Annotated in this window: 23 protein-coding genes; 8 read left to right on the top strand and 15 right to left on the bottom strand. The window is 58.8% G+C overall.

Features of this window, described 5'->3' with window-relative positions; genetic code table 11:
- The first annotated feature begins 5 nt into the window (after positions 1–5).
- The gene (locus tag R5R33_RS16655; protein WP_318953826.1) at positions 6–710 is read left to right on the top strand and encodes an alpha/beta fold hydrolase; all 705 of its coding nucleotides are present in this window, start codon (positions 6–8) and stop codon (positions 708–710) included.
- A 62-nt stretch (positions 711–772) separates the two neighbouring features.
- Here R5R33_RS16655 and R5R33_RS16650 read toward each other — a convergent pair whose 3' ends face one another.
- Together R5R33_RS16650 and R5R33_RS16645 are read right to left on the bottom strand one after the other, a co-directional pair.
- Complete coding sequence (locus tag R5R33_RS16650) at positions 773–2,440, bottom strand: aminotransferase class V-fold PLP-dependent enzyme (protein WP_318953825.1); 1,668 nt, start codon at positions 2,438–2,440, stop codon at positions 773–775.
- A 24-nt stretch (positions 2,441–2,464) separates the two neighbouring features.
- Positions 2,465–3,250, bottom strand: coding sequence for a TatD family hydrolase (locus tag R5R33_RS16645; protein WP_318953824.1), 786 nt, complete (start codon positions 3,248–3,250; stop codon positions 2,465–2,467).
- Between the two features lie 152 nt (positions 3,251–3,402).
- Here R5R33_RS16645 and R5R33_RS16640 point away from each other — a divergent pair, with 152 nt between their 5' ends.
- Positions 3,403–3,993: a LysE family translocator gene (locus R5R33_RS16640; RefSeq protein WP_318953823.1), complete on the top strand. Its 591-nt coding sequence runs from the start codon at positions 3,403–3,405 to the stop codon at positions 3,991–3,993.
- A 22-nt stretch (positions 3,994–4,015) separates the two neighbouring features.
- Here the strand turns inward: R5R33_RS16640 and R5R33_RS16635 are convergent, their stop codons facing one another.
- From R5R33_RS16635 to R5R33_RS16620, 4 genes are all read right to left on the bottom strand, one after another.
- Complete coding sequence (locus tag R5R33_RS16635; protein WP_318953822.1) at positions 4,016–4,882, bottom strand: SDR family NAD(P)-dependent oxidoreductase; 867 nt, start codon at positions 4,880–4,882, stop codon at positions 4,016–4,018.
- On the bottom strand, positions 4,879–5,883 hold the full coding sequence (locus R5R33_RS16630) for an SDR family oxidoreductase (protein ID WP_318953821.1): 1,005 nt from the start codon (positions 5,881–5,883) through the stop codon (positions 4,879–4,881). The genes R5R33_RS16635 and R5R33_RS16630 overlap by 4 nt, the downstream gene beginning before the upstream one ends.
- Before the next feature lie 100 nt (positions 5,884–5,983).
- Positions 5,984–6,937, bottom strand: coding sequence for a bile acid:sodium symporter family protein (locus tag R5R33_RS16625; RefSeq protein ID WP_318953820.1), 954 nt, complete (start codon positions 6,935–6,937; stop codon positions 5,984–5,986).
- Between the two features lie 13 nt (positions 6,938–6,950).
- Positions 6,951–8,315, bottom strand: a complete 1,365-nt coding sequence (locus tag R5R33_RS16620; protein WP_318953819.1) for a flavin-containing monooxygenase — start codon at positions 8,313–8,315, stop codon at positions 6,951–6,953.
- A gap of 148 nt (positions 8,316–8,463) precedes the next feature.
- Here R5R33_RS16620 and R5R33_RS16615 point away from each other — a divergent pair, with 148 nt between their 5' ends.
- Both R5R33_RS16615 and R5R33_RS16610 read left to right on the top strand, forming a co-directional pair.
- Positions 8,464–9,459, top strand: a complete 996-nt coding sequence (locus tag R5R33_RS16615; RefSeq protein ID WP_318953818.1) for a helix-turn-helix domain-containing protein — start codon at positions 8,464–8,466, stop codon at positions 9,457–9,459.
- Positions 9,460–9,544: 85 nt separating this feature from the next.
- On the top strand, positions 9,545–10,996 hold the full coding sequence (locus tag R5R33_RS16610; RefSeq protein ID WP_318953817.1) for a helicase HerA-like domain-containing protein: 1,452 nt from the start codon (positions 9,545–9,547) through the stop codon (positions 10,994–10,996).
- A 192-nt stretch (positions 10,997–11,188) separates the two neighbouring features.
- On the opposite strand, the gene R5R33_RS16605 is transcribed toward R5R33_RS16610, so the two are convergent.
- Positions 11,189–11,680, bottom strand: coding sequence for a hypothetical protein (locus tag R5R33_RS16605; RefSeq protein ID WP_318953816.1), 492 nt, complete (start codon positions 11,678–11,680; stop codon positions 11,189–11,191).
- A gap of 265 nt (positions 11,681–11,945) precedes the next feature.
- On the opposite strand from R5R33_RS16605, the gene R5R33_RS16600 reads away from it, so the two are divergent.
- The 3 genes from R5R33_RS16600 to R5R33_RS16590 all read left to right on the top strand — a co-directional run bounded on the left by R5R33_RS16600 (position 11,946) and on the right by R5R33_RS16590 (position 16,082).
- Positions 11,946–12,545, top strand: a complete 600-nt coding sequence (locus R5R33_RS16600; protein WP_318953815.1) for a lipid-binding SYLF domain-containing protein — start codon at positions 11,946–11,948, stop codon at positions 12,543–12,545.
- A gap of 552 nt (positions 12,546–13,097) precedes the next feature.
- On the top strand, positions 13,098–14,231 hold the full coding sequence (locus R5R33_RS16595) for a M14 family metallopeptidase (protein WP_318953814.1): 1,134 nt from the start codon (positions 13,098–13,100) through the stop codon (positions 14,229–14,231).
- Positions 14,232–14,282: 51 nt separating this feature from the next.
- Positions 14,283–16,082: a M28 family metallopeptidase gene (locus tag R5R33_RS16590; protein WP_318953813.1), complete on the top strand. Its 1,800-nt coding sequence runs from the start codon at positions 14,283–14,285 to the stop codon at positions 16,080–16,082.
- Between the two features lie 61 nt (positions 16,083–16,143).
- Here the strand turns inward: R5R33_RS16590 and R5R33_RS16585 are convergent, their stop codons facing one another.
- The 7 genes from R5R33_RS16585 to R5R33_RS16555 form a co-directional block, all read right to left on the bottom strand.
- Positions 16,144–16,602, bottom strand: coding sequence for a phosphate-starvation-inducible PsiE family protein (locus tag R5R33_RS16585; protein ID WP_318953812.1), 459 nt, complete (start codon positions 16,600–16,602; stop codon positions 16,144–16,146).
- A gap of 247 nt (positions 16,603–16,849) precedes the next feature.
- Positions 16,850–17,362, bottom strand: coding sequence for a phosphate-starvation-inducible PsiE family protein (locus R5R33_RS16580; RefSeq protein WP_318953811.1), 513 nt, complete (start codon positions 17,360–17,362; stop codon positions 16,850–16,852).
- Between the two features lie 155 nt (positions 17,363–17,517).
- Entirely contained in the window at positions 17,518–19,155 is a 1,638-nt protein-coding gene (locus R5R33_RS16575) for an AMP-binding protein (RefSeq protein WP_318953810.1), read from the bottom strand.
- A gap of 242 nt (positions 19,156–19,397) precedes the next feature.
- Positions 19,398–19,676 carry an SCP2 sterol-binding domain-containing protein gene (locus R5R33_RS16570; protein ID WP_318953809.1) on the bottom strand — a complete coding sequence of 93 codons (279 nt, stop codon included), beginning with the start codon at positions 19,674–19,676 and terminating at the stop codon, positions 19,398–19,400.
- A gap of 154 nt (positions 19,677–19,830) precedes the next feature.
- Positions 19,831–21,624 (bottom strand): acyl-CoA dehydrogenase C-terminal domain-containing protein, encoded by a 1,794-nt coding sequence (locus R5R33_RS16565; protein ID WP_318953808.1) that lies wholly within the window; start codon positions 21,622–21,624, stop codon positions 19,831–19,833.
- A 301-nt stretch (positions 21,625–21,925) separates the two neighbouring features.
- Positions 21,926–22,990 carry an AraC family transcriptional regulator gene (locus R5R33_RS16560; protein ID WP_318953807.1) on the bottom strand — a complete coding sequence of 355 codons (1,065 nt, stop codon included), beginning with the start codon at positions 22,988–22,990 and terminating at the stop codon, positions 21,926–21,928.
- A gap of 65 nt (positions 22,991–23,055) precedes the next feature.
- Complete coding sequence (locus R5R33_RS16555) at positions 23,056–23,262, bottom strand: hypothetical protein (RefSeq protein ID WP_318953806.1); 207 nt, start codon at positions 23,260–23,262, stop codon at positions 23,056–23,058.
- A gap of 230 nt (positions 23,263–23,492) precedes the next feature.
- Between R5R33_RS16555 and R5R33_RS16550 the strand changes: the two genes are divergently transcribed.
- Positions 23,493–23,615, top strand: coding sequence for a hypothetical protein (locus R5R33_RS16550; protein ID WP_318953805.1), 123 nt, complete (start codon positions 23,493–23,495; stop codon positions 23,613–23,615).
- An 80-nt stretch (positions 23,616–23,695) separates the two neighbouring features.
- Here the strand turns inward: R5R33_RS16550 and R5R33_RS16545 are convergent, their stop codons facing one another.
- On the bottom strand, positions 23,696–25,108 hold the full coding sequence (locus R5R33_RS16545) for a class II fumarate hydratase (RefSeq protein ID WP_318953804.1): 1,413 nt from the start codon (positions 25,106–25,108) through the stop codon (positions 23,696–23,698).
- Positions 25,109–25,154 lie beyond the last annotated feature (46 nt).

Here is a 25,154-nt window from a genome sequence, read left to right as displayed (position 1 = left end):
TCGATGTGCGCAGTCGACCCTGCTCGGTAGTGCTGATACCCGGTTTTATGCTGGACGAGACTTTGTGGGACGAGTTCAGAAGCCTGCTTCCCAAAGACTGGGCGGTGTATACCGGTACGCTGACCGGGGCACAAAGCATAGCTGGGATCGCGCGGCATATCGCCGAGCGCTCACCGCAGCGCTTCCTGATGATCGGTTTCTCGCTGGGCGGATACGTGGCCAGGCAACTGGCGGCGGACTACCCGGAAAGGGTGGAAGCACTGGCGATCGTCGCCAGCTCCCTGCGCGAGGACACGGCCCAGCAAATAAAACTGAAGCAACAGGCAGTAAACGCACTTTCCGCAGCCAGATTCAAAGGGTTGAGCAACAGCACCATCGCGAACTCACTGCACCCCCGCCGCGCCGCGGATACCGACCTGATCGCCCGGATCAAGGCTATGGGAAACAGCTTGGGGTACCACGCCCTGGCAATGCAGTCCGCACTGGACAGATCCGGCGTGCCGGCGCAGGCGATACGCTGCCCGACGCTGGTGGTGGCGAGTACCGACGATGCGCTGCGCTCTCTCGAAGAGGCGCAGGAACTGGTGGATGCGATCCCGAACGCGTCGCTAGAAATTATCGATGACAGTGGCCACATGATTCCGATGGAACAACCGCAGGCACTGGCCGCCACCATAATCCATTGGCTGCAAGCGCTGAGAATTCACTGAGGGGATCGCCGGCAAATCCCCGAAAAACGCGCGCCCTAAAAATCAATCGGCACGCGGAGCCATCAGTGCTGCTGCATTAATAAAAAGGCTCGCTCCAACAACGCTCGGAAACCGTTGGCCCGGGACTCACTCAATTGTTGCTCCAGTCCCAATTCTGCAAACAGGGATTCCAGATCCGCACGCAGCACCGCACCACTTTTCTGCCCATCCAAGCGCAGCAGCAGCAGCGCGCCCAGCCCCTTGACGATGCGACTGTCACTGTCGAGCGCAAAGCGGTGCAGGCCATTTTCACAACGGTGCACCAGCCAGGCACTGGACTCGCAACCGCGCACCAGATTATCGTCGCGACGGATCGAATCCTTGCGGGACACCGACTTGGCCCACCCCATCAGGGTGCGATAGCGGTCCTGCCAATTGCGCTGCGCGCGCAGTGCTTCGATATCCAGTGCGCCCAGGTCATCGGCCTGCCAATCCGCACCCTCGACACTGGTGTGTACGCCACTCTGCGCTTCCACGTCATCGTCCAGGTGCGCAAAAAAATCCGCTACTGCGGCGACAAATTTCTCCACATCCAGGCGGGTATTGTAGGCGGCCACCGACGCGCGCAACGTGGCACTGTGGCCACTCGCGCGCACCAATGGCTGGGCGCAGTGGTGGCCTACGCGCACCGCGATATCGCGCGCATCCAGCCACTGCATCAGGTCTATCGCCGCACAGCGGGGATGGGTGAAAGCGACGATGCCAAGGTTGTTTTCCGCCGCACTCAGCAGGTTCAGCTCCGGAATCTGCTCCAAACGATCGTGCAAATAATGCAGCAGCTGCTGCTCATGCCGCGCCATGCCCGCCCTATCCTGCTGCCCGAGAAATTCCAGGCAGGCACCGAGCCCGGCAATGGCCGCGAGCGACGAGGTGCCGGCTTCAAATTTATGCGGGAGATCCGCGAAGTGGCTCGAGTAGAGGTCGACATCGGCAATCATCTCGCCACCACCCTGCCACGGAGGCATGGCTCGCAACAGGCGTTCGCGACCGTACAGCAACCCGACGCCGGTCGGGCCGTAAAATTTGTGTGCAGAGCACACAAAAAAATCGCAGCCGATATCCTGTACACCCACGCGTTCGTGTGCCGCCAGCTGGGCGCCATCCACGATCCAGTGAATATTTTTATCCGCGAGCGCGGCGCGCACAGCCTTCAGGTCCGAGCGAAAACCGAGTGCATTGGAGCCTGCGGTGGTCGACACAATTCTGGTGCGCGCCGTGATCACTTCCGTCAGGCGATCAAATTGCGGCACTCCCCGAGTATCCGGTACATAGCGCAGCTCAAGCTGGTAGCGCTCTGCCATCATCTGCCAGGGCACCAGATTGGCGTGGTGCTCTGCCGTAGTTAAGACAACCTGATCACCAGGCTGCAATTGCGAGCACAGGCTGTAGGCCAGCAGGTTCAGCCCCTCGGTCGCACCGCGGGTAAATACAACCTCTTTCGGGCTGGCAGTGCCGAGAAATACAGCGGCGCGTGCGCGCACTTGCTCCACCATGTCGGTGGCGCGACGGGCCAGGCGGTGGCTGGACCTGTGGGTGTTGGCGTTGCTGTGGCGATAAAAATCGGCGATGGCATCGATCACGCACTCGGGCTTTTGTGTGGTGGCGGCGTTATCCAGATACACCAGCTCGCGGTTCTCGCTCTGGGCAAACAGCGGAAACTGTTGTTTGAATTGCTCGACGGAAAAACTCATAACCAGGTATTCACCACTGGGCATTCACAGATTGAACAGTGCACGGGTATTTTTTTCGGTTTGCGCGATGACTTGCTGCACGTCAATCCCACGCAACGTCGCAAGGGTTTCCGCCACCGCTGGCAGATATTCCGGACTGTTGCGCTCGCCCTGGTGACCGGCGTGCGGCATATCCGGAGCGTCGGATTCAAGCAGCAGGGATTCCAGCGGTACCGAGGCCAGCGTATCGCGGGTTTTACTGGCGCGCGGATAAGTGATGGTGCCGCCGACCCCGAGCATAAACCCCAGTCGGCGATACTCCTCGGCAATTTCGCGGCTACCGCTGAAGGCGTGGATCACGCCTCCTTTTTGCGGGCGCATTTGTTTCAGCACGCGGATAACTTCACTGTGCGCACGCACGCAGTGCACGATCACCGGCAATTCCAGGTTTTGCGCTGCGCACAGCTGCGCCGAGAACACCGCGAGCTGCACTTCCATGGGTGTATAGATATTGGCATCCAGACCGCATTCGCCCACCGCGACACAGCGGTTGGCGCCGGCCCGCTCGCGGGCGACACGCTCTTCCACCGCGCGCCGCAGCTGCGCGGGTTCAATGGCGAGTTCCTCAATCCACCAGGGGTGAACCCCCACCGCGCCGTACCAGCCGGGCTGGGTGTTTACCAGCGCAAACAGCTGGCGCCATTGGGGAATACTGATACCGGGAATGATCAAGGACTGAATATCGTTTGCGATACAGCGCTGCCACACCTGTTGGCGATCGGCGGCGAAGGCATCGAAGTCGAAATGACAGTGACTGTCGATCATTGACATGGCGAGCAACCGCAGAAAATTTGCAGAATTCTAGCACGGCACCTGTGGCGCCGGTTTACCGCGATTTCGGCAACGCGGATAATCAGCGCGTATATCCGTGCAATCTCAATCTGCATCACCCGTTACCACTCGACTTTCCCACGAGGCCTACCTTGCTCGAAGCGCTGCTGCCGATCGCCCTGTTTGTGTTTTCCACCAGTATCACACCCGGGCCGAACAACCTGATGATCATGTCGTCCGGCCTCAACTTCGGGGTCGGCCGCTCAATGCCGCACTTCCTCGGGATCTGCGTCGGTTTCCCGCTCATGATCATTGCCATCGGCCTTGGTCTCGGCGCGGTGTTCAGCCAGTACCCGATATTGCACGAGGTGGTTCGCTGGGTTGGTATCGCCTACCTGCTTTATCTGGCATGGGTCATTGCCAATACACGCGAGGTGGGCTCTGCGGAAGGGAAGAAGCCGTTCACCTTTTTACAGGCGGTGGCGTTTCAGTGGGTGAACCCCAAGGGCTGGATTATGGCAGTGGGCGCGCTTGCGGCGTTTACCACACCGAACGGTGGCATGCTGATGGAGGCCGGGCGCATTGCGCTGGCGTTCATCCTGATCGGCGGCCCCTGTATCGTGGTCTGGTTGATGTTTGGTGTGGGCCTGAAACAACTGTTGAAAGAACCCCGTTACCTGAGGATCTTCAATATCACCATGGGCCTGCTGCTCGCCGCCAGCGTAATCACCATGATCCGCTGACGGCACAGGAACATACTCACATTCAGCGGTCAGCGACCTGTGCTGCCCGCCCTACTTCCAGTTCTACGCGGAAGTTTTTCACCATCTGGCGCAGGAACAGTTTCGGCGCGAGCTTGTACAGGTAGGCTCCCAGCAGGGATTTGTCGCGCGGGAACAGGCGCTCCTTGCCCGCCATCAACGCGCGCACGATCTCGCCCGCCATCCAGTCGGCACTGCGCACCTGGCCGATGGTGCTCTGGGCGTGCTTGGCACGGCCACCGTCGCCGGCGAGGGCGTTGGCGTCGATATTGGTGGCGACGAAGCTCGGGTAGACCATGAGGACGCGCACACCTTCGTCGCGCACTTCCTCGCGGAAGGTCTCGAAGTACTGGTGCAGTGCACTTTTGGCGGCGCAGTATCCCGCGCGCCCCAGTACCGGCATCCAGCCCGCCATGGAGCTGATGTTGATGACGCAGCCGGAAGCCGCACGCAGTTCACCCATCAGCCCCTGCGCCAGCTCCACCGGCGCGTGATAGTCCACCGCCATCACCCGACGGATGACCGCGTTACTGGTCTGGGTGGAGAGGCTGCGGTGGGTGATGCCGGCGTTGTTCACCAGCAGGTCGACACTCCCGTAGAGGTTGCGCAGACGCGCGCACAGTTCAGCCACCGCACTTTCCGAGGACAGGTCTGCGACGAACACATCTGCGTCGATACCCCGCGCATCCAGCTCCCGCGCACGCGCGGCCAAGGCCTCCACATCCATATCTACCAGTGCGAAGCGCACAGGCCCCTGGGCGATGAAGGCTGTTGCAAGCGCGCATACCAGTGCCCAACCGAGCCCTCCGGCAGCACCGGTAACCACAAAAATCTTTTCCTGGTTCTGCGGGGTGATCAGGGGAGCGCTCATACGGTCTGGCCTCCCGCCACCTCTTTGACTATTGGATCGGCATGGGTGACCCGCGCGCTGCCCGCGTCGATATCGACATCGAGCACGTTTTTTGCGAAATAGGCAAAGGCTTCCGCGGAGGTTTTGCGCGGGCGATAGCCCAGCTCGCTCTTCAGGCGGGTATTCAGCAATACCGGACGGTATTGCAGAAACATCACCTGTGCCGGCTGCACATTGCCGAGGCGCAGTCCGTAGCTGATACCCAGCAACATTTTCACCAGCCACACCGGCGGACGGCGCAGGGGTTTGTGCAGCAGGCGCGCGATTTCCGCAGGCGTCAGCGCGCCATCGCCGGCCAGGTTGTAAATGCCGCTGGCATCTTCGACAACCCCGTGTTCGATGGCGCCGACGACATCCTCATCCCAGATAAACACAAACGGTGAGTTGTGGCCCCCGGGATCGAGAATACTGCTGCCGGTAAACAGGTCGCTGATCTTGCTGTTGGTGGTGGCGCCGATAATCGAGCACGGACGGAAGATCAACTGACGCAACTGCGGATGCTTCTGGCGGTAATCCGCCAGCATTTCCTCCACCAGACGCTTGTGGTCCGAGTAGGCAAATTCCGGGTTGCCGCGCAGAGGGAGATCCTCCGTGAGCCATGCGGGGTTGTCTGCATGGTAACCGTAGGCCGCGCCACTGCTGGTCAGAGTCAGGTGCCCCACGCCGGCGGCGATACAGGCGTCCAGTACATTGCGCGTGCCGTCCACATCGATACGGTACTCACGCGCGCGATCGCGACCGGAGGCCATTACCGAAGCCAGATGCACCACATGGGTGATGCGCTCGGCACGCATCAGTTCCGCCAGCGCCGCATCGCAAATATCCATCTGGAAGATGGGGAACGCCGCCTCACGCTGTGCGATATCGACACCGACCACGTCCATGCGCGTCGCCAGCGCCTCCCCCAACAGGCGGCCGACATAGCCCGCCGCCCCGGTAATCAGTACCCGTTTATCACTCATGTTCTGCTCTTTTTGTTATGGCCAGAGTTGTTATGGGCCAAGCTGTCATGGATCACAGTGTTTGGCCTGACGGCCACCGCGGCCGATGCCAGCTAAAAATTCAAATCGAATCCGCGGCGTGCGCGTTCGCGCCCGCAATGCGCCGGTTGCTGTAGTTCCAGTAGCCGGCAAGACTGAGCCCGGACACCAGGTGCCACACACCCCAGAAGCCCGCCACCACCAGCATTTCCCCGGAGCCCGGGTAGAAAGTGAACAGAATGGCGAGCGCCAGACCCGAGTTCTGAATCCCCACTTCCATGGTCACCGCGCGCCGATCCCCCTGGGGCAGGCGCGCTCCGCGGCTGGCGAGATCGCCAATCAGGAAGGCAATGGCGTTGTGCACGATCACCAGCACCAGTACCGAGCCCGCAATCTGCAGCGCGGTCTGCCAGTGCTTGCTGAAGGAAATCACCACAAAAAGCAGAAAAACGAACAGCGATGCGGTACGGAAATGCCGCTCACTGCGCTCGGCAAAGCGCGGGAAACGCCCCCCCACCAGCATGCCCAGCGCCATCGGCAACGCCAGCACCAGCACCACCATAAGCACCATGTTCTCCGCCGGCAGGTGAATGGCCTGCAGGGCCTCGCGAGTGTGCGGGTTGAGACTGCCGTAGAGGGCGAAGTTCAGCGGTGTAAGCACCACTGCGGCGAGACTGGATATGGCCGTCATACTGACCGAGGTGGCAACATTGGCGCGACCGATCCACGTCATTACATTGGAGAAGGTGCCGCCCGGGCAGCAGGCCACCAGAATCATGCCGAGCGCCAGCCCGGGGCTGATGTCCAGCGCCCAGGTGCCGAAACAGGTAATGGCCGGCAACAGCAGGAACTGCGCCACCATCCCGGTCACCGGCGCCACCGGGCGGCTCAGCACACGACGGAAGTCCGCCGTGCGCAGCCCCAGCGATACGCCAAACATCATGAAGGCCAGTACGGCGTTCAGGGCGATCAGGGCCGCCGGCGACATCTGGAAACTGTCGATAGAAACGGATAAAGCGGGATTCAAGTTATTCATTGTCCTGGCGACCTCAGCGGGTCGCTGCGGCCGGATTGGCTGAAAACTGTGCAGTATCCTCAACCTGGTGGTCGCCGAGCAAGTCCCGGGTGTGACCAGCCAGTGCCTTCAGGTAGGTGTCCTTGTGCACGTAGTAAGCCATGCGCTCCAGCTTCAGATACTGCATACCGCCATCGGCGCGTTCACCAGCCTGCGCGCGCTTCACCTGCTTGAGCTTCTGCGCAGAGGCTGCACCCGACGCCAGCTGGCGGATATACAGGGCCACCATCTCCGCCTGGCGATTGCGCCCTTCCCAGCCGAGACCCGCGGCCTCCACCATCCCCATCAGGAACAGGTTGTCGTACTCCGGATGGAAAACATTGAGATACAGGCGCGGGGCAAAGCCCTGCCAGTTGAGCTGGGCGGGGTCGATAAACGGATAGTGCAGCTTGTAGCCGGTGGCCATCAGGATCAGGTCGTACTCACCACTGCTGCCGTCGGTGAAGGTCACCTTATGGCCGTCCACCGCAGTGATGTCCTTGCGCACCTTGATATCGCCGTGGCCGATATGGTGCAGGATCAGGGAGTTGATCACCGGATGCGATTCGAACATCTTGTAGTCCGGCTTTGGCAGACCGTATTGCTCGGGCGTGCCGAGCATGAATTTCGACAGTGCGGCGCTGATACGCTGCTGGATAAAGCGCGGCAACTTGATCTTGCCACCCACAGCGTCGGTGGCCTTGCCACCGATAAACTTGGGCAGGAAGTAATAGCCCCGGCGCAGGCTGATATCCACGCTGTTGGCGCGGTGCGCCGCGTCTACTGCGATATCCGCACCGCTGTTGCCACAGCCCACCAGCAGCACACGCTTGCCCTCGAACATGGCCGCATCGCGGTAATCCGCGGAGTGCAGCAGTTCGCCGGCGAATTCACCGGGCAGCTGCGGCATGTTGGGGTGATGCAGGGTGCCATTGGCGATCAGCAGGCCGCCGAACACACGGGTCTGCTCTTCGCCATTGCGGCGGGTGGTAATGTGCCAGTCTTCGCCGATGCGCGCGCAATTGAGCACTTCGGTTTCAAATTCATAGTGGCGGTACAGATCGAATTTCTCCGCATAGGCGCGGAAGTAGTCACGCATTTCCCGATGACTGGGGAACAGCGCCACCTCGTCGCCCATGGGGAATTCCGCGAATTCGGTCATGCGCTTGGACGAAATCAGGTGGGCGGATTCGTACATGGTGCTGGTGGGGCTATCGATATCCCACAGGCCACCCACATCGCTGTGGATTTCGAAACCCACACAGGGGATTCCGTGCTTGGCCAGATTGCGTACACTACACAACCCCATGGGGCCGGCGCCGATAACCGCGAAGGGCTTCATTCCCGCCAATGGCTTCATTATTGTTCTCCCACTTTTGCCTGTCAGGTGAACGCCGCGCGTTCCAGCTGACTTTCTTGACATATCACGTTGGCGATCAATATAACGTGACATTCCCAAAGGCCGTCGTCATAATCGGGCAGCATCTGGTTAATTTCGGACAATCAAATTGAACACCGTCGACAGCAGAAGCGTCACTCTGAGCTACACACGAGCAGTTATCAGTGCTCTGGAGCGACTTCAGCTCAAACTGCCTCCCAAAGCCCAAGCACTCCTGACCGCCATTAACGAAAACGAGCGGGTCCCGATGAACGTGCAGGAGGAGATCTGGCTGGCGGTACAGGACGCACACCCGGACCCGCTGCTGGGCATTCGCCTGGGCCAGGCCATGCAGGGCAGCCAGATGGGACTGGTGGGCTACCTGCTGATGACCCAGAAAAATCTCGGTGCCGCTCTGGAGCAGCTGCTCATCTACCACCCCCTGCTCGGCGAAGGCGGACAGTTCGAGATGCGCCGCGGCAGTTTTTATGTGGAGTTCTGTTACCGCCCCAACTACCTGCGCTGCGCGCGCCTGCGGGTGGAAACCGTGCTGTCCATTTGCCTGGCGCAGGCCCGCGCCATGACCGGGCGCGAGTTTCAACCCCAAAGCGTACTCTTTGCCTACCCCACGCCGTCGCTGGCCGTGCAGCAACAGTACCAGCAACTGCTGCAGGCCCCCGTACAGTTCAACGCAGAATCATCCGGTATCCGCTTCCGCCCGCAGGATCTCGAGATCCCGCTGGTCGCCGCCGACCGCCAGGTGATGGCACGGCTTAAACCGGAAGCCGATGCGCTGCTCAAAGCACTCACCAGCAAGAGCCTGCAATTGCGGGTTGCCCACCTGCTGCAACAGGAACCGCAACTGAGTCGCGAACAGGTGGCGGCGCGCCTGTGCATCAGCCCGCGCCACCTCGGCCGCAAACTGCTGGAGGAAAACGCCAGCTTCCGCGCCATCCAGGACGAAGTGCGCAGCCACTACGCCTGCCAGTGGCTGCGGGAGGGTGAAAAGACCAATGTGGATATCGCCGCCGCCCTCGGCTACTGCGACGAAAGCGCGTTCGGCAAAGCCTTTCGACGCTGGACCGGCCTCTCACCCAAGGCGTTCAAATCCGCACAATCCTCCTGAGCACCGGCAGGCGTCGGGACTAAAGTAACAAGGACCAGTTACAGGGATTAGACACACGGATCATGTGTCGCCACCAGGAGTTCCGATGCCGCTCCAGCCCAATCTCTCGCAGCCGATCCCTCTCGGCAAAGACAAGCTTACCGAGGCTACCCCGGGGCAGAGCAACACGGGACAATTGCTGCCGCAGATGCTGAACCGCCACGGGCTGATCTGCGGTGCCACCGGCACTGGCAAGACCGTCACCCTGCGCTACCTGGCGGAGCAACTGAGCGCGCGCGACATCGCCACCCTGGTGACCGACCTCAAGGGCGACCTCAGCGGCCTCGGCGCCGCCGGCGGCGACAGCCACAAGGTGCGCGAGCGGCTGCCCCTGTTCGACCTCGATGAAGGGTATTTCCACGCCTTCCCCCTCACCCTCTGGGGCGCCGGTGGCCTGCCGATGCGCACCACCCCGAGCGAGCTGGGGCCGGAGCTTATCGGCCGTATGCTGCAGCTGAACGACAACCAGCAGGGACTCATGCAGCTGCTGTTCCGCATTGCCGACCGGCAGGGTCTGTTGTTGCTGGACTGGAAGGACCTGCTGGCACTGATCGACTACGCGGACCAGAAGCGCAAGGCGCTACTGGAGGAGTTCGGCACCATCTCCCCCGCCAGCCTTGGCGCCATCAAACGCAAATATCTCGCCCTGGAGTCCCAGGGCGCCGATGCCCTGTTCGGCGAGCCCGCGCTCGACCTCCCCGATCTTATGCAGAACAACTGCATCCACCTGCTGGACGCCAGCGATATGCAGCCGTCGGTGTACGGCATCCTGCTGCTGTGGCTGCTGGCGGAACTCTATGAAAACCTGCCGGAAGTCGGCGACCGCCAGTTGCGGCTGGTACTGTTTTTCGACGAGGCGCACCTGCTGTTTGACGACCTGCCAAAAAACTTGTGCGGGCAAGTGGAACAGATCGTGAAGCTGATCCGTTCCAGGGGTGTCGGGATATTTTTTATCACCCAGAACCCGCTGGATATTCCCGAAGACATCCTCGCGCAACTCGGCAACCGGGTGCAGCATGCACTGCGGGCCTACACCCCGAACGAACAGCGCGCGCTAAAAGCCGCGGCAAACAGTTTCCGTGCCAATCCCGAGATCGACACCGCACAGGCCATCGGCGAACTGGGTGTGGGCGAAGCACTGGTGTCCTGCCTCGATGAAAACGGCGTGCCGCAACCGGTATCCCGCCTGCTCATCTACCCTCCCGCCAGCCGACTAACACCCCTGGACGACCGGGAACGCAAGGCGCTGTTGCAGGACAATCCATGGCGCAGCAAATACAGCCAGCAACTGGATCGGGAATCCGCCTATGAACAGCTGCAGCAGCGCCGCGCACAGGCGGAGCCACCTGCGCCACCTACAAAGAAACCCACAGCGGCCTCCCGCAAACCAAGTGCGCTGGAAAAATCCTTCGACAAGATGGCCACGAGTTTCGGTCGCCAGATAGGCAGGGAATTGATGCGCGGGATAATGGGTGCACTTACCGGCGGCAAGCGCTAGGACCGCTTTGCGCACGCACCGCTATGAGAGAGCGGAAGAGACCGCGTTCAGAGCGCTCAGAAAAGGCAGGCACGCACTGCGCGCAGAAAGATTCTGGGCGAAGCGGCGGAGACCCGCCGCCTGCCCAAAAAGATCGGATATGCTTCCGGAAGAAAGCACCGCGTTATCCGCGCGTGCGAACGACCACCGGCCTTAGCGGGCAGCCATAGATTCGGTGCGCGCCTGCTCGAGCGCCACCAGATCCTGGAACCATACGATATCTGTCGCCGCCACCTGCTGGCCGGTGTAATGCGCCAGCGATGCGCGCACCTGACTGAGATTCTGCGCGTCCACGGTATCGCCGCCACTTACCGCTTCCAGTGGCAGCTCAATCCACGCCTGACCGTTCTGGTCGATCACGTCTTTTGCCTCTGGCTCGTTCGCGGTCAGATGACGGTCAATGGCGGAGGAACCGCCCGCCGGCAGATAGATGGTACCGTTGGTGATATCTACCGCAAATGCAACAACACCCGGCAGGATGCCGAACAGCAAGCCAACACCATCGAGAATCACCACCACCGGATCGACACGACCACCAGACTGCCCCTTGCGCTCCGGGTAGAGAAAATAGCCACACGCGGTGAGGTTCAACACCAGGGTCAGCAGACAGGAGGCGGCGACGCCGCGCTTGATGGATCGGTTCATGAATTGTTTCCTCTGTGGAATCCCGAAGTCATTTGCATAGGGCGGCAAGAATACCCGATTTGGCAGAGGGGCCGAAAGTGGCGCCAATTCGCTCTTTGTGCACCAGGTCGCAGGCGCGGCGGGACATCATCGGTATTCTCGTATCAATTCCGTTAACGCCCATAGCCGGCAGCGGAAAAACCAAAAATAATGCCCACCGGGCAACCGTTACCAAAACTCGACATCCACAACAGTCCCAGCCTGAGGGGCTTCAGGAGTATTCGCCATGCCGCACTTCCGACTTTCCGTCCCGCGCCGAGTTCTGCGACCAGTCGCCCTCCTGTCGGTGCTGATCCAGGTTCTTTTGATCACCGCCTGTGCCGCTCCCGGCCAGACTCGTGACGAGCAGCGCCAACATATCCAGCAGACAGAACGCCAGGTGCTCGACGAGCTCTACCGCCTGAAGCCGGATCTGCGCAGCGATGTGGCCCGCGCCCCAGGTTACGCGGTATTCAGCAATGTCAATGTGAACCTGCTGCTCGCCAGCGCCTCCACCGGTTACGGGGTAGCGGTGGGCAAATCCGGTGAGCGCACCTACATGAAGATGGGTGAAGTGGGTGTTGGCCTCGGCATTGGCGTCAAGGATTTCCGCGCACTGTTCGTGTTCGACTCGCCGGAAGTCATGAACCGTTTTGTGGAGCACGGCTGGTCCTTCGGCGGCCATGCGGACGCGGCGGCCAAGGCCCAGGACAAAGGTGTCGCAGTGGGTGGTGAAGTGGTGGTGGACGGTATGCGGGTATACCAGCTCACCGAAAGCGGTGTCGCACTACAGGCTACGCTCAAAGGCACCAAGTACTGGAAAGACAGTGAACTCAATTTCGATTGACGCTGTTTTTACCATAGGACCGGATAAGACAGAACCGTATTAACTGTCTAAAAGTTAACCGAATTGACGCCAAGTTTTCATTGCGCGGGAACGCTGCAAGCAAAGCCTGCCTAAACTTTAAACAGCACCTGCTGAGGTATGTCAGGGAGCAGTACAAGGTTTCTGAAGGTGTAATTGTGGTTCACACCGTGCAGTGACCAGGGCAGTGAGTAGTCGTCATTGGTCTGACGCCAGAAATTTTTTAAGGAGCAGTAGTCTCAGCAGGTGCCGCCATGGATTGGCAGAAGCGCGGTGTTCGCAAGGACGCCGCGCTTTTTTATTGCCGCGGCAATTTTGAGTGCGGTATTACTATTGCCCGCCTAAATCGACCCCCGCCAAAATATTTCACTCAATTTAAGCCCGCCAGCAGAAAATTACTCCAAGCTGCCCTGAACTATCCTGAATTTTTGTTACGAATCTGTATCCTGCTAAGCAGTCCCCAAAAAATCCCGGATACGCCATAGTTTCCCGGTTATACCCACCTTATCGCCTAGATTACTGCGGAGCTCACGCATGCACATCAGCAGCGCCTTTGACAGCGGCAATATCAAAGTCATCAACAAAGACAGCAACCCCATCGAGCTGGCCATCGGGATCGACAACCAGTCCGACTTTTACCAGTGGTTCCACTTCCGCCTCGAGGGCGAGGTGGGCAAGCAGTACCCGCTGCGCATTACCAATGCGGGCAAGGCGGCCTACCCGGCGGGCTGGGAAAATTACCGGGTCTGCGCCTCTTACGATCGCCACAACTGGTTCCGCATCGATGCACAGTACGACGGCAATGTGCTGGATTTTACCGTGGAGCTGGACCAGCCCAGTATTTACCTTGCCTACTTCGCCCCCTTCTCCTGGGAGCGGCATCTGGACCTGCTGGCGTGGGCCCAGTCCGACGAGCGCGTACAGGCGGAGACCCTCGGCCTGACCCTGGACGGGCGCGATATGACCTTGCTCACCATCGGCAACGCGGAGACCGCCAAGCGCAAGGTGTGGATGATTGCCCGCCAGCACCCGGGTGAGTCCATGGCGGAGTGGTTTGTGGAAGGCTTCCTCGAAGCTCTGCTGGACGACGCCAATCCCGCCGCGCGCAGCCTGCTGGAGAACACCGTGTTTTACGTGGTGCCGAATATGAACCCGGATGGCAGCGTGCGCGGTCACCTGCGCACCAACGCGGCGGGCGCCAACCTGAACCGCGAGTGGCAGTCGCCGAGCATGGAGCGCAGCCCCGAGGTCTACCTGGTGCGAGAGCGTATGCTGGCCACTGGTGGCGATATCTTCCTCGATATCCATGGCGATGAGGCCCTGCCCTACAACTTCGTCGCCGCCTGTGAAGGCATTCCCGGCTATGACGAAAAACATGCGGCACTGGAAAACGTCTTCAAGCAGGCGTATGAAAAAGCCAGCCCGGATTTCCAGACCGAACACGGCTACCCACTGCACGGGCCCGGCGAGGCCAATATGAACGTAGGTACCAACTGGTGCGGACACCAGTTCCGCACCCTGGCACTCACCCTGGAGATGCCGTTCAAGGACAACGCCGACCTGCCCGATACTGTGGAAGGCTGGTCGCCAGCGCGCAGCCGTCAGCTGGCGAAAGACATCCTGTTCCCAATCCGTGAAACTCTCGCGTATATGGATGGGTCCAACTGATTCAGCGCAACAACCAATAACAACACCATAAAACAAGAGAAGGAAACGACCATGCAACTGCCCCAACACTGGCGGCGCCTGGCACTGCCACTGGCCCTCGCGGGCCTGGCAGCCATCGGCGGCTGCGCCAAGAAAGAAGCCGAAACCGAAACCCCGCAGGCCAATATGCCGACGGCGAGTGAAACCCAGCAGCCCGCAAATGCCGCCGCCAACGCGGAAACGGCAACCGCCAGCCAGCCCAGCCTGAGCCCGGAAGAAAAAGCGGAAGTAGCAGAACTGGCGAAAGACCTGCACAAGCACATCGCGGTGCTCGCCTCCGACAAATTTGAGGGCCGCGCCCCCGCCACCAAGGGTGAGGAGTTGACCGTCAACTATCTCGCGGACGAGTTCAAAAAACTCGGTCTCGAGCCCGGTACCAAGGACGCCGAAGGCAACCCCAGCTGGTTCCAGCAGGTACCGGTGGTGGAAATGAACATCGAAAGTACCCCGCTGGTCATCAAGGGCAAGGACTTTGATAAGTCCCTGCAACCACTGACCGAGATGGTGACCTTCACCCAGCGCCAGGTACCGTCGAGCAAACTGCAGGACAGCCCGCTGGTGTTCGTAGGCTACGGCATCGTGGCACCGGAAAACGACTGGAACGATTACGCCGGCCTGGACATGAAAGGCAAGACCGCGGTGATTCTGGTCAACGACCCGGGCTACGCCACCCAGGACAAAAGCCTGTTCAATGGCAACGCCATGACCTACTACGGCCGCTGGAGCTACAAGTTTGAAGAGGCCGCACGCCAGGGCGCCGAGGGCGCGATCATCATCCATGAAACCGGTGCCGCCGGTTACCCGTGGGAAGTGGTCAGTGGCAGTTGGTCCGGCGCGCAGATCAGCCTGGCGGCAGACAACAAGAACGCCGATCGTGTGGCTGTAGAAGCCTGGATGACCGGCGATGCCGCCAAGGAACTGTTCAGCGCCGCCGGCCTCGATCTGGCCCAGGAGATGGACGCCGCCAAGCAGCGTGGATTCAAGCCCAAGGCGCTGGACCTCAGTGCTTCGGTCGATCTGAAAAGCAAGGTACGCACATCCAATTCCCGCAACGTGGTGGCCAAGCTTCCCGGCAGCAAATATCCGGATGAAGCGGTAATCTACACCGCCCACTGGGATCACCTGGGCGTGAACAACCACGCCGAAGGCGGCGACCACATCTTTAACGGTGCCGTCGACAACGCCACCGGCACCGCCGGCCTCCTGGCCATGGCACAGCAGATTTCCAAGTTGCCGCAGGCACCGGAACGCTCGCTGGTATTTGTCGCGGTGACCGCGGAAGAGTCTGGCCTGCTGGGCTCCAAGTACTACGCGGAAAATCCGGTGGTACCGCTGGAGAAAACCGTAGCTGGTATCAACTTTGACGCCATGGGAGTCCTCGGCCCGATGCGCGACGTGATCGTGGTTGGCTACGGCAACAGCGAACTGGAGAAGTTGCTGGAGACAGCCGCTGCCAAACAGGGCCGCTACCTGGCACCGGAAGATCATCCGGAACGCGGCTACTTCTACCGCTCAGATCATTTCAGCCTGGCCAAGAAAGGCGTGCCCATGCTGTATTTCGATTCTGGAACCGACAGCTTCGAGCACGGCCGTGACTGGGCGCAGAAAAAAGGCGAAGAGTACACGTCCCACGCCTACCACAAGCCCGGCGATGAGTACGATCCGCAGTGGAACCTGGAAGGTGCCGCGCTGGATCTGGCCCTGGGCCTCGACCTGGGTCTGGAACTCGCCAATAGCCGCGACTGGCCAAACTGGTACCAAGGCAATGAATTCCGCGCAGCCAGGGATGCCAGCGCCGAAAATAGAAAATAAACAAACTTTCCCCCGGCGTAATGCCGGTGGGAAATGCTTGGGGCTGAGTCCAAGTCAGCCCCTATTCATCATCCGGATCGCGCTCATTCGAACTTTTCGAAACCACCCAGTAAGTAATTCCCAGCGCAAAAATTACCACCCCGAAGCCAAACACATACATCGGAGAAACTTTCTCCGGATCCAACACAATTATTTTGCGCGCCATCGCCATCAATGCCGTTGCCACCACCAGCTGCATAGGAATGATGTTGGTACCGAGATAAAGTCGAATATTTACAAATATCTCAACGGCGATCAGCACCACCAGAAATGACCCGAAAATATCCAATATATCTCTGGAGTCCAGTATCCATACCGGCGGAAAACTGAGCCGTTCATACAGAACAACCAGCACATATATTGCGCCCCAGACGATCACCAGAGACATCAATATCGCGAGAAAGCGAACAGCAACACGGATAATGCGATGCAGATACCGAATTAACCTGTCTTCGTGCTCGGTCGGAAGTTCTTCATGCACGATTGTGCGACGCCTAGGGCTCTTCATGGCCACCCCACTGCAAAAATCGTTCACTTAGTTATAGCGCATCGGGAATATCCGGAGCGCAGCTACTTCTTCCGCCCTGCTCCATTGGTTCTGGTAAGGAAAGGCATGCCCCCACTGCATTTCGTCTCTGGATCCGACGACTGTTAGCGCGGTCGCGACTGTATACAGCAAAAGGGCGCCAGATTGGCGCCCCTGTTCACTGAATTCTCTTTGGCGCTATTCAATTTTTCTGGTCTTCCAGCAGACTGCGCCGGTCGCTGTAGCTCAGCGCTTCCTTCTTGGCTACCAGCCAGTAGGTAATCCCTAACGCCATTACCACCGCAGCAATCCCCAAGATATACATCGGCCCGGTATCATCCAGATCAAGCACAATGACCTTCCGTGCGATCGCCATCAGCGCCGTCGCCACCACCAGCTGAATCGGAATCACATTGGATCCCAGATAAAGACGGATATTGATGAAGATCTCAATGGAGATAAGCACCAGCATAATGGCCCCAAACACATCAAAAAGATCGTTGTAGTCCAGCAGCAGCACCGGATCAGTACTGAGACGCTGATACAGGACCCAAACCACATCAGCAACGCTCCACATGATGACCAGCGCCATCAGCACGGATAGGAAGCGCACCGAGCTGCGGATGACAATGTGCAAAACGCGAATCAGCGGATCTTCGTGTTCCGCCGGTAACTCCTCGTGGATCAGGGTAGGCCGTTGCTTTTGCTGTGCCATTTTGCGCTCAACCGTTATTTTTTATCTCCTAGTTATAGCGCACCAACCTATACAGCGATAACACCTGGTGCTATATCGCTACCGCGGAAGGAATTTCATGCATAAAAAAACCCGCTGCCAGCAGCGGGTTTTTGGGGGCGGGAAAGTCCCTATACTCAGGCACTGACCTCAGCTTCGACTTTTTTCAGTTCTTCATCGCGAAGCTCGCGACGCAAAATCTTGCCAACATTGGTTTTCGGCAGGTCTTCACGGAACTCGATATTTTTCGGCACTTTATACGCGGTCATGTTCTCGCGGCAGTAGGCAATCACCTCTTCCGCCGTAAGCGACGTATCCGCTCTCACCACAAACAATTTGACCGATTCGCCGCTGCGCTCATCGGGAATACCCACGGCGGCAGCTTCGGTCACTTTCGGGTGAGCGGCAACGATATCTTCGATTTCATTCGGATACACGTTGAAACCGGACACAATTATCATGTCCTTCTTGCGGTCAACGATCTTGATGTAACCGTCATCCTGGATGACTGCCATATCACCGGTTTTCAGCCAGCCTTCCGCATCGATGGTTTCCGCGGTGGCTTCCGGGCGCTCCCAGTAACCCTTCATCACCTGAGGGCCGCGCACACACAGCTCTCCGGGAGTGTTGTTGGGCAGGTCATTACCGTTCTCGTCGGTGACCTTCACTTCAGTGCCCGGCACTGCGACACCCACAGTACCCAGTTGCACGGCTTCCGCCGGGTTGAAGGAAACTACTGGCGAGGTCTCGGTCATGCCGTAACCCTCGGTCACCACGCAACCGGTCACTTCCTCCCATTTCTCTGCGGTGGCGCGCGTCAGCGCCATACCGCCGGAGCAGGTGGTGTGCAGCTTGCTGAAATCCAGATCCGCGAAATCCGGGCAGCGCATCAGGCCGTTAAACAGGGTATTCAGACCACAGAAGCCGGTAAAACGCTTGCCCTTGAGAGTTTTGACAAAACCCGGGATATCCCGCGGATTCGGGATCAGCAGCGAGTGATTGCCGGTGGTAAACAGGCACATACAGTGAATGGTAAAGGCGTAAATGTGGTACAGGGGCAGCGGCGCAATGTAAAACTCCTCACCCTCTTTCATGGAATCACCCAGTGCTTCGCGCACCTGTTCCATGTTTGCAACCAGGTTGCGATTGGTAAGCATCGCACCCTTGGCAACACCGGTCGTACCACCGGTATATTGCAGCACGGCGATATCATCCGGTGAGCGCGCAACGTCCTGATGTGGCTGCCTGGCACCAATTGCCATGGCATCGCGAAAATCTACCTGGTTGGCAAAATGGAATGCCGGCACCATTTTCTTGACGTACTTCGCCACACTGTTGATCAGCACGCGCTTGAGCGGTGCATGCAGGTCGGCAATTTCGGAAACAATGACCTGCTCTACCGAAGTCTCCGGAATCACCGCGGACGCGGTGTCGGCAATGTTCGCCAGTACGACCAACGCTTTGGCACCGGAGTCGTTCAGCTGGTGCTTGAGTTCGCGACGGGTGTACAGCGGGTTGGTGTTGACCACGATGAGGCCAGCGCGCAGTGCACCGAATACAACAACCGGGTATTGCAATACGTTGGGCAGTTGTACGGCGATACGGTCACCGGGCTTGAGGTTGGTATTGTTCTGCAGGTAGGAGGCAAAGTTGGCACTGAGCCGGTCGATGTCGCCATGGGTAAGCGTGTGACCCAAGCAGGTAAACGCGGGCCGCTCAGCATATTTGGCCGTGGCACTGGTGAGCACGTCAAGAATACTGCGTTCGATGTCCAACTTATTTCTCCCAATGTTGTTTTTGTGGTGCTGTCCGCCAGACTGGCGCCGAACCTTATCCTGCGAATTATCCCTCAGGCTACAGAACGAAGAAACCTGTACCGTGCAGCTCCACTGGAACACGCCAGCAAAATAAGTCGAGCCGATACGAAATTCCTTGTCCGTATATAGACGAAATCTTAAGGACAGGGTTATGCGGACAGATAATTATTGTATGTTTTGATAGTTATCCGATGAATATTCTAGAAACTGGAAAACAGGTCTGCCAGTGCTGCCGCCAGCTCGCGGTTACCGGCATAGCGAATATCCCCCAGCAAAAAAGCGTGCCGTGCACTCAGTTGGCCGTCGATGATGTCATTTAGTGTCTGGAACGACATCTCGAGTTCCAGATCGGCAGATTCCACCTCTCCAGAATTCTGCACAGCTTCAATGGCGCCATTCGCGTCATCTGCACGCTGAACCTGCAAGTAAAAATCGCTGCCATCCGGCAGGCGAAACTGTACCCGAGTGGTTATAGGCAAACAAGTTAAGGCCTGCAGCCGCTCGAGAATGTGCGCCGGTAATTGCATCGGTGCTCCGGATCTCCTTTCATCCCGCTTTCACCGCCATTGGCAAAAGCCGGATTCAAAAACACCGCCGCTGTTGCCAGCGGCGGTGTTTCAAGTGGCATCAGACTCAGAATGCGAAGTGTTCCGCATCCAGGCTCATCAGGTTGTCAGCACCACTCTGCATCGCAATCGCATGATACGCGGTGCGCGGCAGAATACGCTCAAAGAAGAAGCGTGCGGTAGCCAGCTTGGCGCGGTAGAAGTCTTCTTCCACAGTGCCCGCGGCGAGTTGTTCGTTCGCCACTTTGGCCGCCAGCGCCCACAGGTAAGCCTGTACCGCATAACCGGAGTACATCAGGTAGTCCACGGACGCAGCACCGACTTCGTCGGGGTTTTCCATGGCTTTTACACCGACATTCATGGTCAGCTCGCCCCACTGCTGGTTGATTTCCTGCAGCTTGGTAACGAAAGGTGCCAGCGCCTCGTTGTCGACCTCGGCCTTACAGAACTTGTGCACGACTTTGGTGAACTTGCGCAGCAGTTCGCCCTGGCTCATCAGTACCTTGCGGCCCAGCAGGTCGAGCGCCTGAACGCCGGTAGTACCTTCATAAATGGTGGAGATGCGGGAATCGCGAACGTTCTGCTCCATGCCCCACTCGGCGATGTAGCCGTGGCCGCCGAAACACTGCATACCCAGGTTGGCGGACTCGTAACCGGTTTCGGTCAGGAAAGCCTTGGCAATCGGGGTCAGGAAAGCCAGCAGATCATCTGCTTCTTTGCGGTCTTCCTCACTGCCCACCTGGGTGCGGTCCACCTGCTGCGCACACAGCAGGACCAGCATGCGACCACCTTCGGCAAACGCCTTCTGGGTCAGCAGCATACGGCGCACATCCGGATGCACGATGATCGGGTCGGCCGCGCCATTCGGGTTTTTCGGGCCGCTCAGCGAGCGCATCTGTAGGCGATCCTTGGCGTAGGCCAGGGATTTCTGGAAGCCCGCTTCCGCGTGCGCAACGCCTTGCAGAGCAGTGCCCAGACGCGCGGTATTCATAAAGGTGAACATGCAGTTCAGACCTTTGTTCGGCGCGCCGATCAGGAAGCCTTTGGCACCGTCGAAGTTCAGCACCGCGGTGGCGTTGCCGTGAATACCCATCTTGTGCTCGAGAGAACCACAGGTCACGCCATTGCGCTCACCCACGGAACCGTCCGCATTCGGCAAGAACTTGGGCACGATGAACAGGGAGATACCCTTGGTGCCAGCCGGGGCATCGGGCAGGCGCGCGAGAACGATGTGGACGATATTCTCGGCCATATCGTGTTCGCCGGCAGAAATGAAAATTTTGGTGCCGGAGATGGAATAAGAGCCGTCTTCGTTGGGCTCAGCCTTGGAGCGCAGGATGCCCAGGTCGGTACCACAGTGCGGCTCGGTCAGGCACATGGTGCCCGTCCAGCTACCTTCAACCAGCTTGGTCAGATAGGTGTGTTTCTGCTCGTCGGTACCGTGGGCTTCCAGGGTGTTCATGGCGCCGTGGGACAGGCCAGGGTACATGCCCCAGGACCAGTTGGCGGTACCCACCATCTCACTCAGGATGGTGCCGAGGGACGGCGGCAGACCCTGGCCACCGTGGTCGACATTGTGTGCCAGGGACGGCCAGCCCGCTTCGACAAACTGCTGGTAGGCTTCCTTGAAGCCTTCCGGGGTGGTGACTTCGCCGTCTTTCCAGGTACAGCCCTGCTGGTCACCGATCTGGTTCAGGGGAGCGAGCACATTTTCACAGAACTTGGCGCCCTCTTCCAGGATGGCGTCCACTACGTCGGGGCTCGCATCTTCATAGCCCAGAGACGCATAGTGTTGATCCCAGTTCAGCAGCTCGCGCATCGCAAAGCGCATGTCGCGCAGCGGAATCTTGATCTCGCTCATCCTGATTACCCTCTTCTAGCAATTTTTTACTCGGTGGACCTGATGAGCTCACGGCGATTGCGGGTGGTATCGAATGGCGACACCGGGCCGTCATACCTGTGACTCAACTTTTGGTTTTATTCATATTAGTTGCAAATTGCCAAATGCCACTATGGCGAAAAGTGCCCAAAGCACTAACAAAATACGGCGTACAAATGACCGATATGGGACTGACGGAGTAGTCAGGAAAAACGGTTACGCAAGGCGGAGAAACCGCGAAAAAGCGGACAAAATGCGCATGATTTCTGCGAAAGTAACGGCGTCAAAGCCCCGCGGATGTCGAGCGCGGGCTTTTGCGGTACTCGCCGGGGGTGACCCCGGTCCATTTCTTGAAGGCGCGAAAGAAAGCACTGGCCTCATCGAAACCGAGCATTTCCGCAATCTGGGTGTTGGAGAGATCCGGGCAGCTTAGATAGTGAAAGGCTGCCTCCATACGGCACTCGTCCTTCAGCTTCTGATAGGAAGTATTCTCCTGCTGGAGTTTGCGCCGCAATGTGGTTACCGACATATTCAGGCGCTCGGCCACCGCCTCCGCCGCCGGCATGGATTCACTCACATCCCGGTTCAGAATGGTCTTCACCTTGGTCTTGATACTGTTGGCATTACCGTCACTGATGACCAGATGGTAGGGCGCCGTGCGGATAAAATCCTCCACCGTCTGCGGGCTCTGCACGATGGGGTAATCCAGATAGCGGCTCTCATATTCCAGCGCATTGGCTGGCTGGTCAAACATCAGCTCCCCCGCTTCGCTCTGGGCGAGCGCGAGAAACTCTTCCGGGCAGGGAAAAGAAAAGTGCAATTTTGCCAGGGGTATTTCCCGCCCCACCAGCCAGCAGTAGAAGCGGTGCCACACCGCCAGAGTAGTGCGAATCACCCCAGGAGAGGTCTCGGCGATCAGCTGGTCGAATTCCCCTGCTGCCAGGGAACTGATCCCCTGAATGACCACCCTGTCACGGTCCCCGTCACGCCGCAGTACCGGCTTGACGCGGAATCCCCGGCAGATTTCCATAAACTCCGCACTCAGGGTAATCGCCTGGCGCACGGTGGCGCAGTTCACCACCGTAAGACACAACAACCGGAAGGAGCCGGAGCGCACGCGCCCGCCGCTCAGCATACCGAACCACTCGTCCTGGGCGAGCCACATCACCCGCTGATAAAGGCGGCCGTATTTGACCGCGGAAAAGGCCGCGGTGTCTTCCAGCTCCTGCTCAGAAATATCCACTGATGCCAGCAGTTCTCCGCGGTCGCACCCGTGTTTCGAGGCCTCGTCCAGCAGCCGCTGCACATAGGCAATGGGAATGCGGATATCGTCGTTGGCGCTTTCCATTTTCGCTGCTATTTCCCGTCGGACGGCCGATGTTGCGGACTCAATTCTTGCTTACAGGTGCCGGTTCACTTATCTCTGCGATTGCGCAACCAGTTCAACAGCGCGCCGAACCCCAGCGCGAATGCAACAATAGCCACAAGAAACAACAGCATCAGCACCAGGTAACTGAGCACATCCGCCACCGGCAGATCCCAGCTCCAGATTGCAGCGGCAATAAAAGCGATGCACGCAAGCACACTGGTAATGAATGAACGTCGGCGTTTGTTGGCCATAGCAGCAACACTTCCAGTGAGAAATGAATGGATGGTCGGCAGCGGGCGCCAACACTACTCTTTAAGAGTGACTATCACTAATGATAGGTACCTGCCACAGGGGTGTGCCGGCGACACGGCGCCGAATCCTGCAACATCGGGGCATCAGTGTCAACGAACCGGCGCTAACCATGCAGCCGACCACAAAGAGGGCTGCCTGTGTTCACGATCGAGGTCGAGGAAATGTGCCCATGAACAATCGACTTCTCTATCGACAGGAAGATAGGAAAACACTCCGCAAGCTGGCGACATGGATCGGGTGCATGATGACACTCACCGTTATCATTTTGCTCGGCATTCTGCTGCTGAACTGACGACGGTTCTTCCGGCCACACCACTCAGAGCACCCCCGCCCTCACTGCCAACCAACTAAACCAATCGCCAGCCTGACCGTTTACTTGTCATCCACGATACCGCCGCAACTCAGGCGAACCGGATCCAGCAGTCGCTCCAGTTCAGCGCGGGATAAATCCGTCATTTCCACGGCCACCTCCAGTACCGGGCGCCCGGTGGCATAGGCGCTTTTCGCTATCTCGGCCGCCTTTGCGTAACCGATAACGGGGTTGAGCGCGGTTACAAGTATCGGGTTTCTGGCCAATGCCTCGCGCATACGCGCTTCGTTAACGGTAAAGCCGCTAATGGCCTTGTCCGCCAGCAGACGCGTGACGGCAGAGAGGATCCGTACACTTTCCAGCAGGGAAAATGCGATCACCGGCAGCATCACATTCAGCTGGAAGTTGCCGCTTTGGCCCGCCACGGTAATGGTGGTGTCATTCCCCATCACCTTGGCCGCTACCATCGCTACTGACTCAGCGATAACAGGGTTTACCTTGCCGGGCATGATGCTGCTACCGGGCTGCAGGGAAGGCAGTGAGATTTCGCCAAACCCCGCCAGTGGCCCACTGTTCATCCAGCGCAGATCATTGGCGATTTTCATCAGCGCCACCGCCAGGGTTTTCAGTTGTCCGGACACTTCTACCGCGGTGTCCTGGCTGGAAATGGCGGCAAACGGATTTGCAGCGGGACGCAGGGAAACCCCGCAGGCACTGCTCAGCTTGCGCGCAAACACCACCGCAAAATCCCTGTGGGCATTCAGCCCGGAGCCCACCGCCGTTCCTCCCTGAGCAAGTGCTTCGAGACGCGGCAAGCTGGATTCAATCCGTTCCTTGCACAACTTGACCTGGGCCGACCACGCCTGCAGCTCCTGCGACAGGGTGACAGGAACCGCATCCATTAAATGGGTGCGCCCGGTTTTTACGATGCCATCCACCGCTTCGGCTTTGGCTTCGATCGCGTCGATCAAATGCACCAGTGCCGGCAACAAGCGATTCTGCAGGGCAAGTAACGTAGATAGGTGTATCGCGGTTGGAATCACATCATTGCTGCTCTGGCACATATTGACGTGATCGTTGGCGCTGACCGTTTTACCAGTCGCCTCGGAAGCGAGGTGCGCGAGCACCTCGTTCACATTCATATTGGTACTGGTACCGGAACCGGTCTGGAAAACGTCGACCGGAAACTGATTCTGATAATCCACCTCCGTCAACTGGTCGCAGGCCTGCACTATGGCCTCTGCCAAGTCCGTATCCAAAATCCTCAAACGGCTATTGGTCTCGGCTGCCGCGCGCTTGATCGCCACCACCGCGCGCAAAAACTCCGGCGGCAGCCGATATTCACTGACCGGAAAATTTTCGACCGCGCGTTGGGTCTGCGCGCCATAGCGCGCGCCCTGTGGGACCCGAACGTCCCCCAGACTGTCTTTTTCGATACGGAAATTATCTGCGCCATCAGACGACTTAGCGGGCATGAATCACCTCTGTCGCGCTGTAGACCAAATGGGTACACAAATCGTG

This window comes from Microbulbifer pacificus, assembly GCF_033723955.1.
Classification (GTDB): Bacteria; Pseudomonadota; Gammaproteobacteria; order Pseudomonadales; family Cellvibrionaceae; genus Microbulbifer; species Microbulbifer pacificus.
Note: the sequence above shows the minus strand (reverse complement) of the source record. Positions and strands in the feature narration are given on the sequence as shown.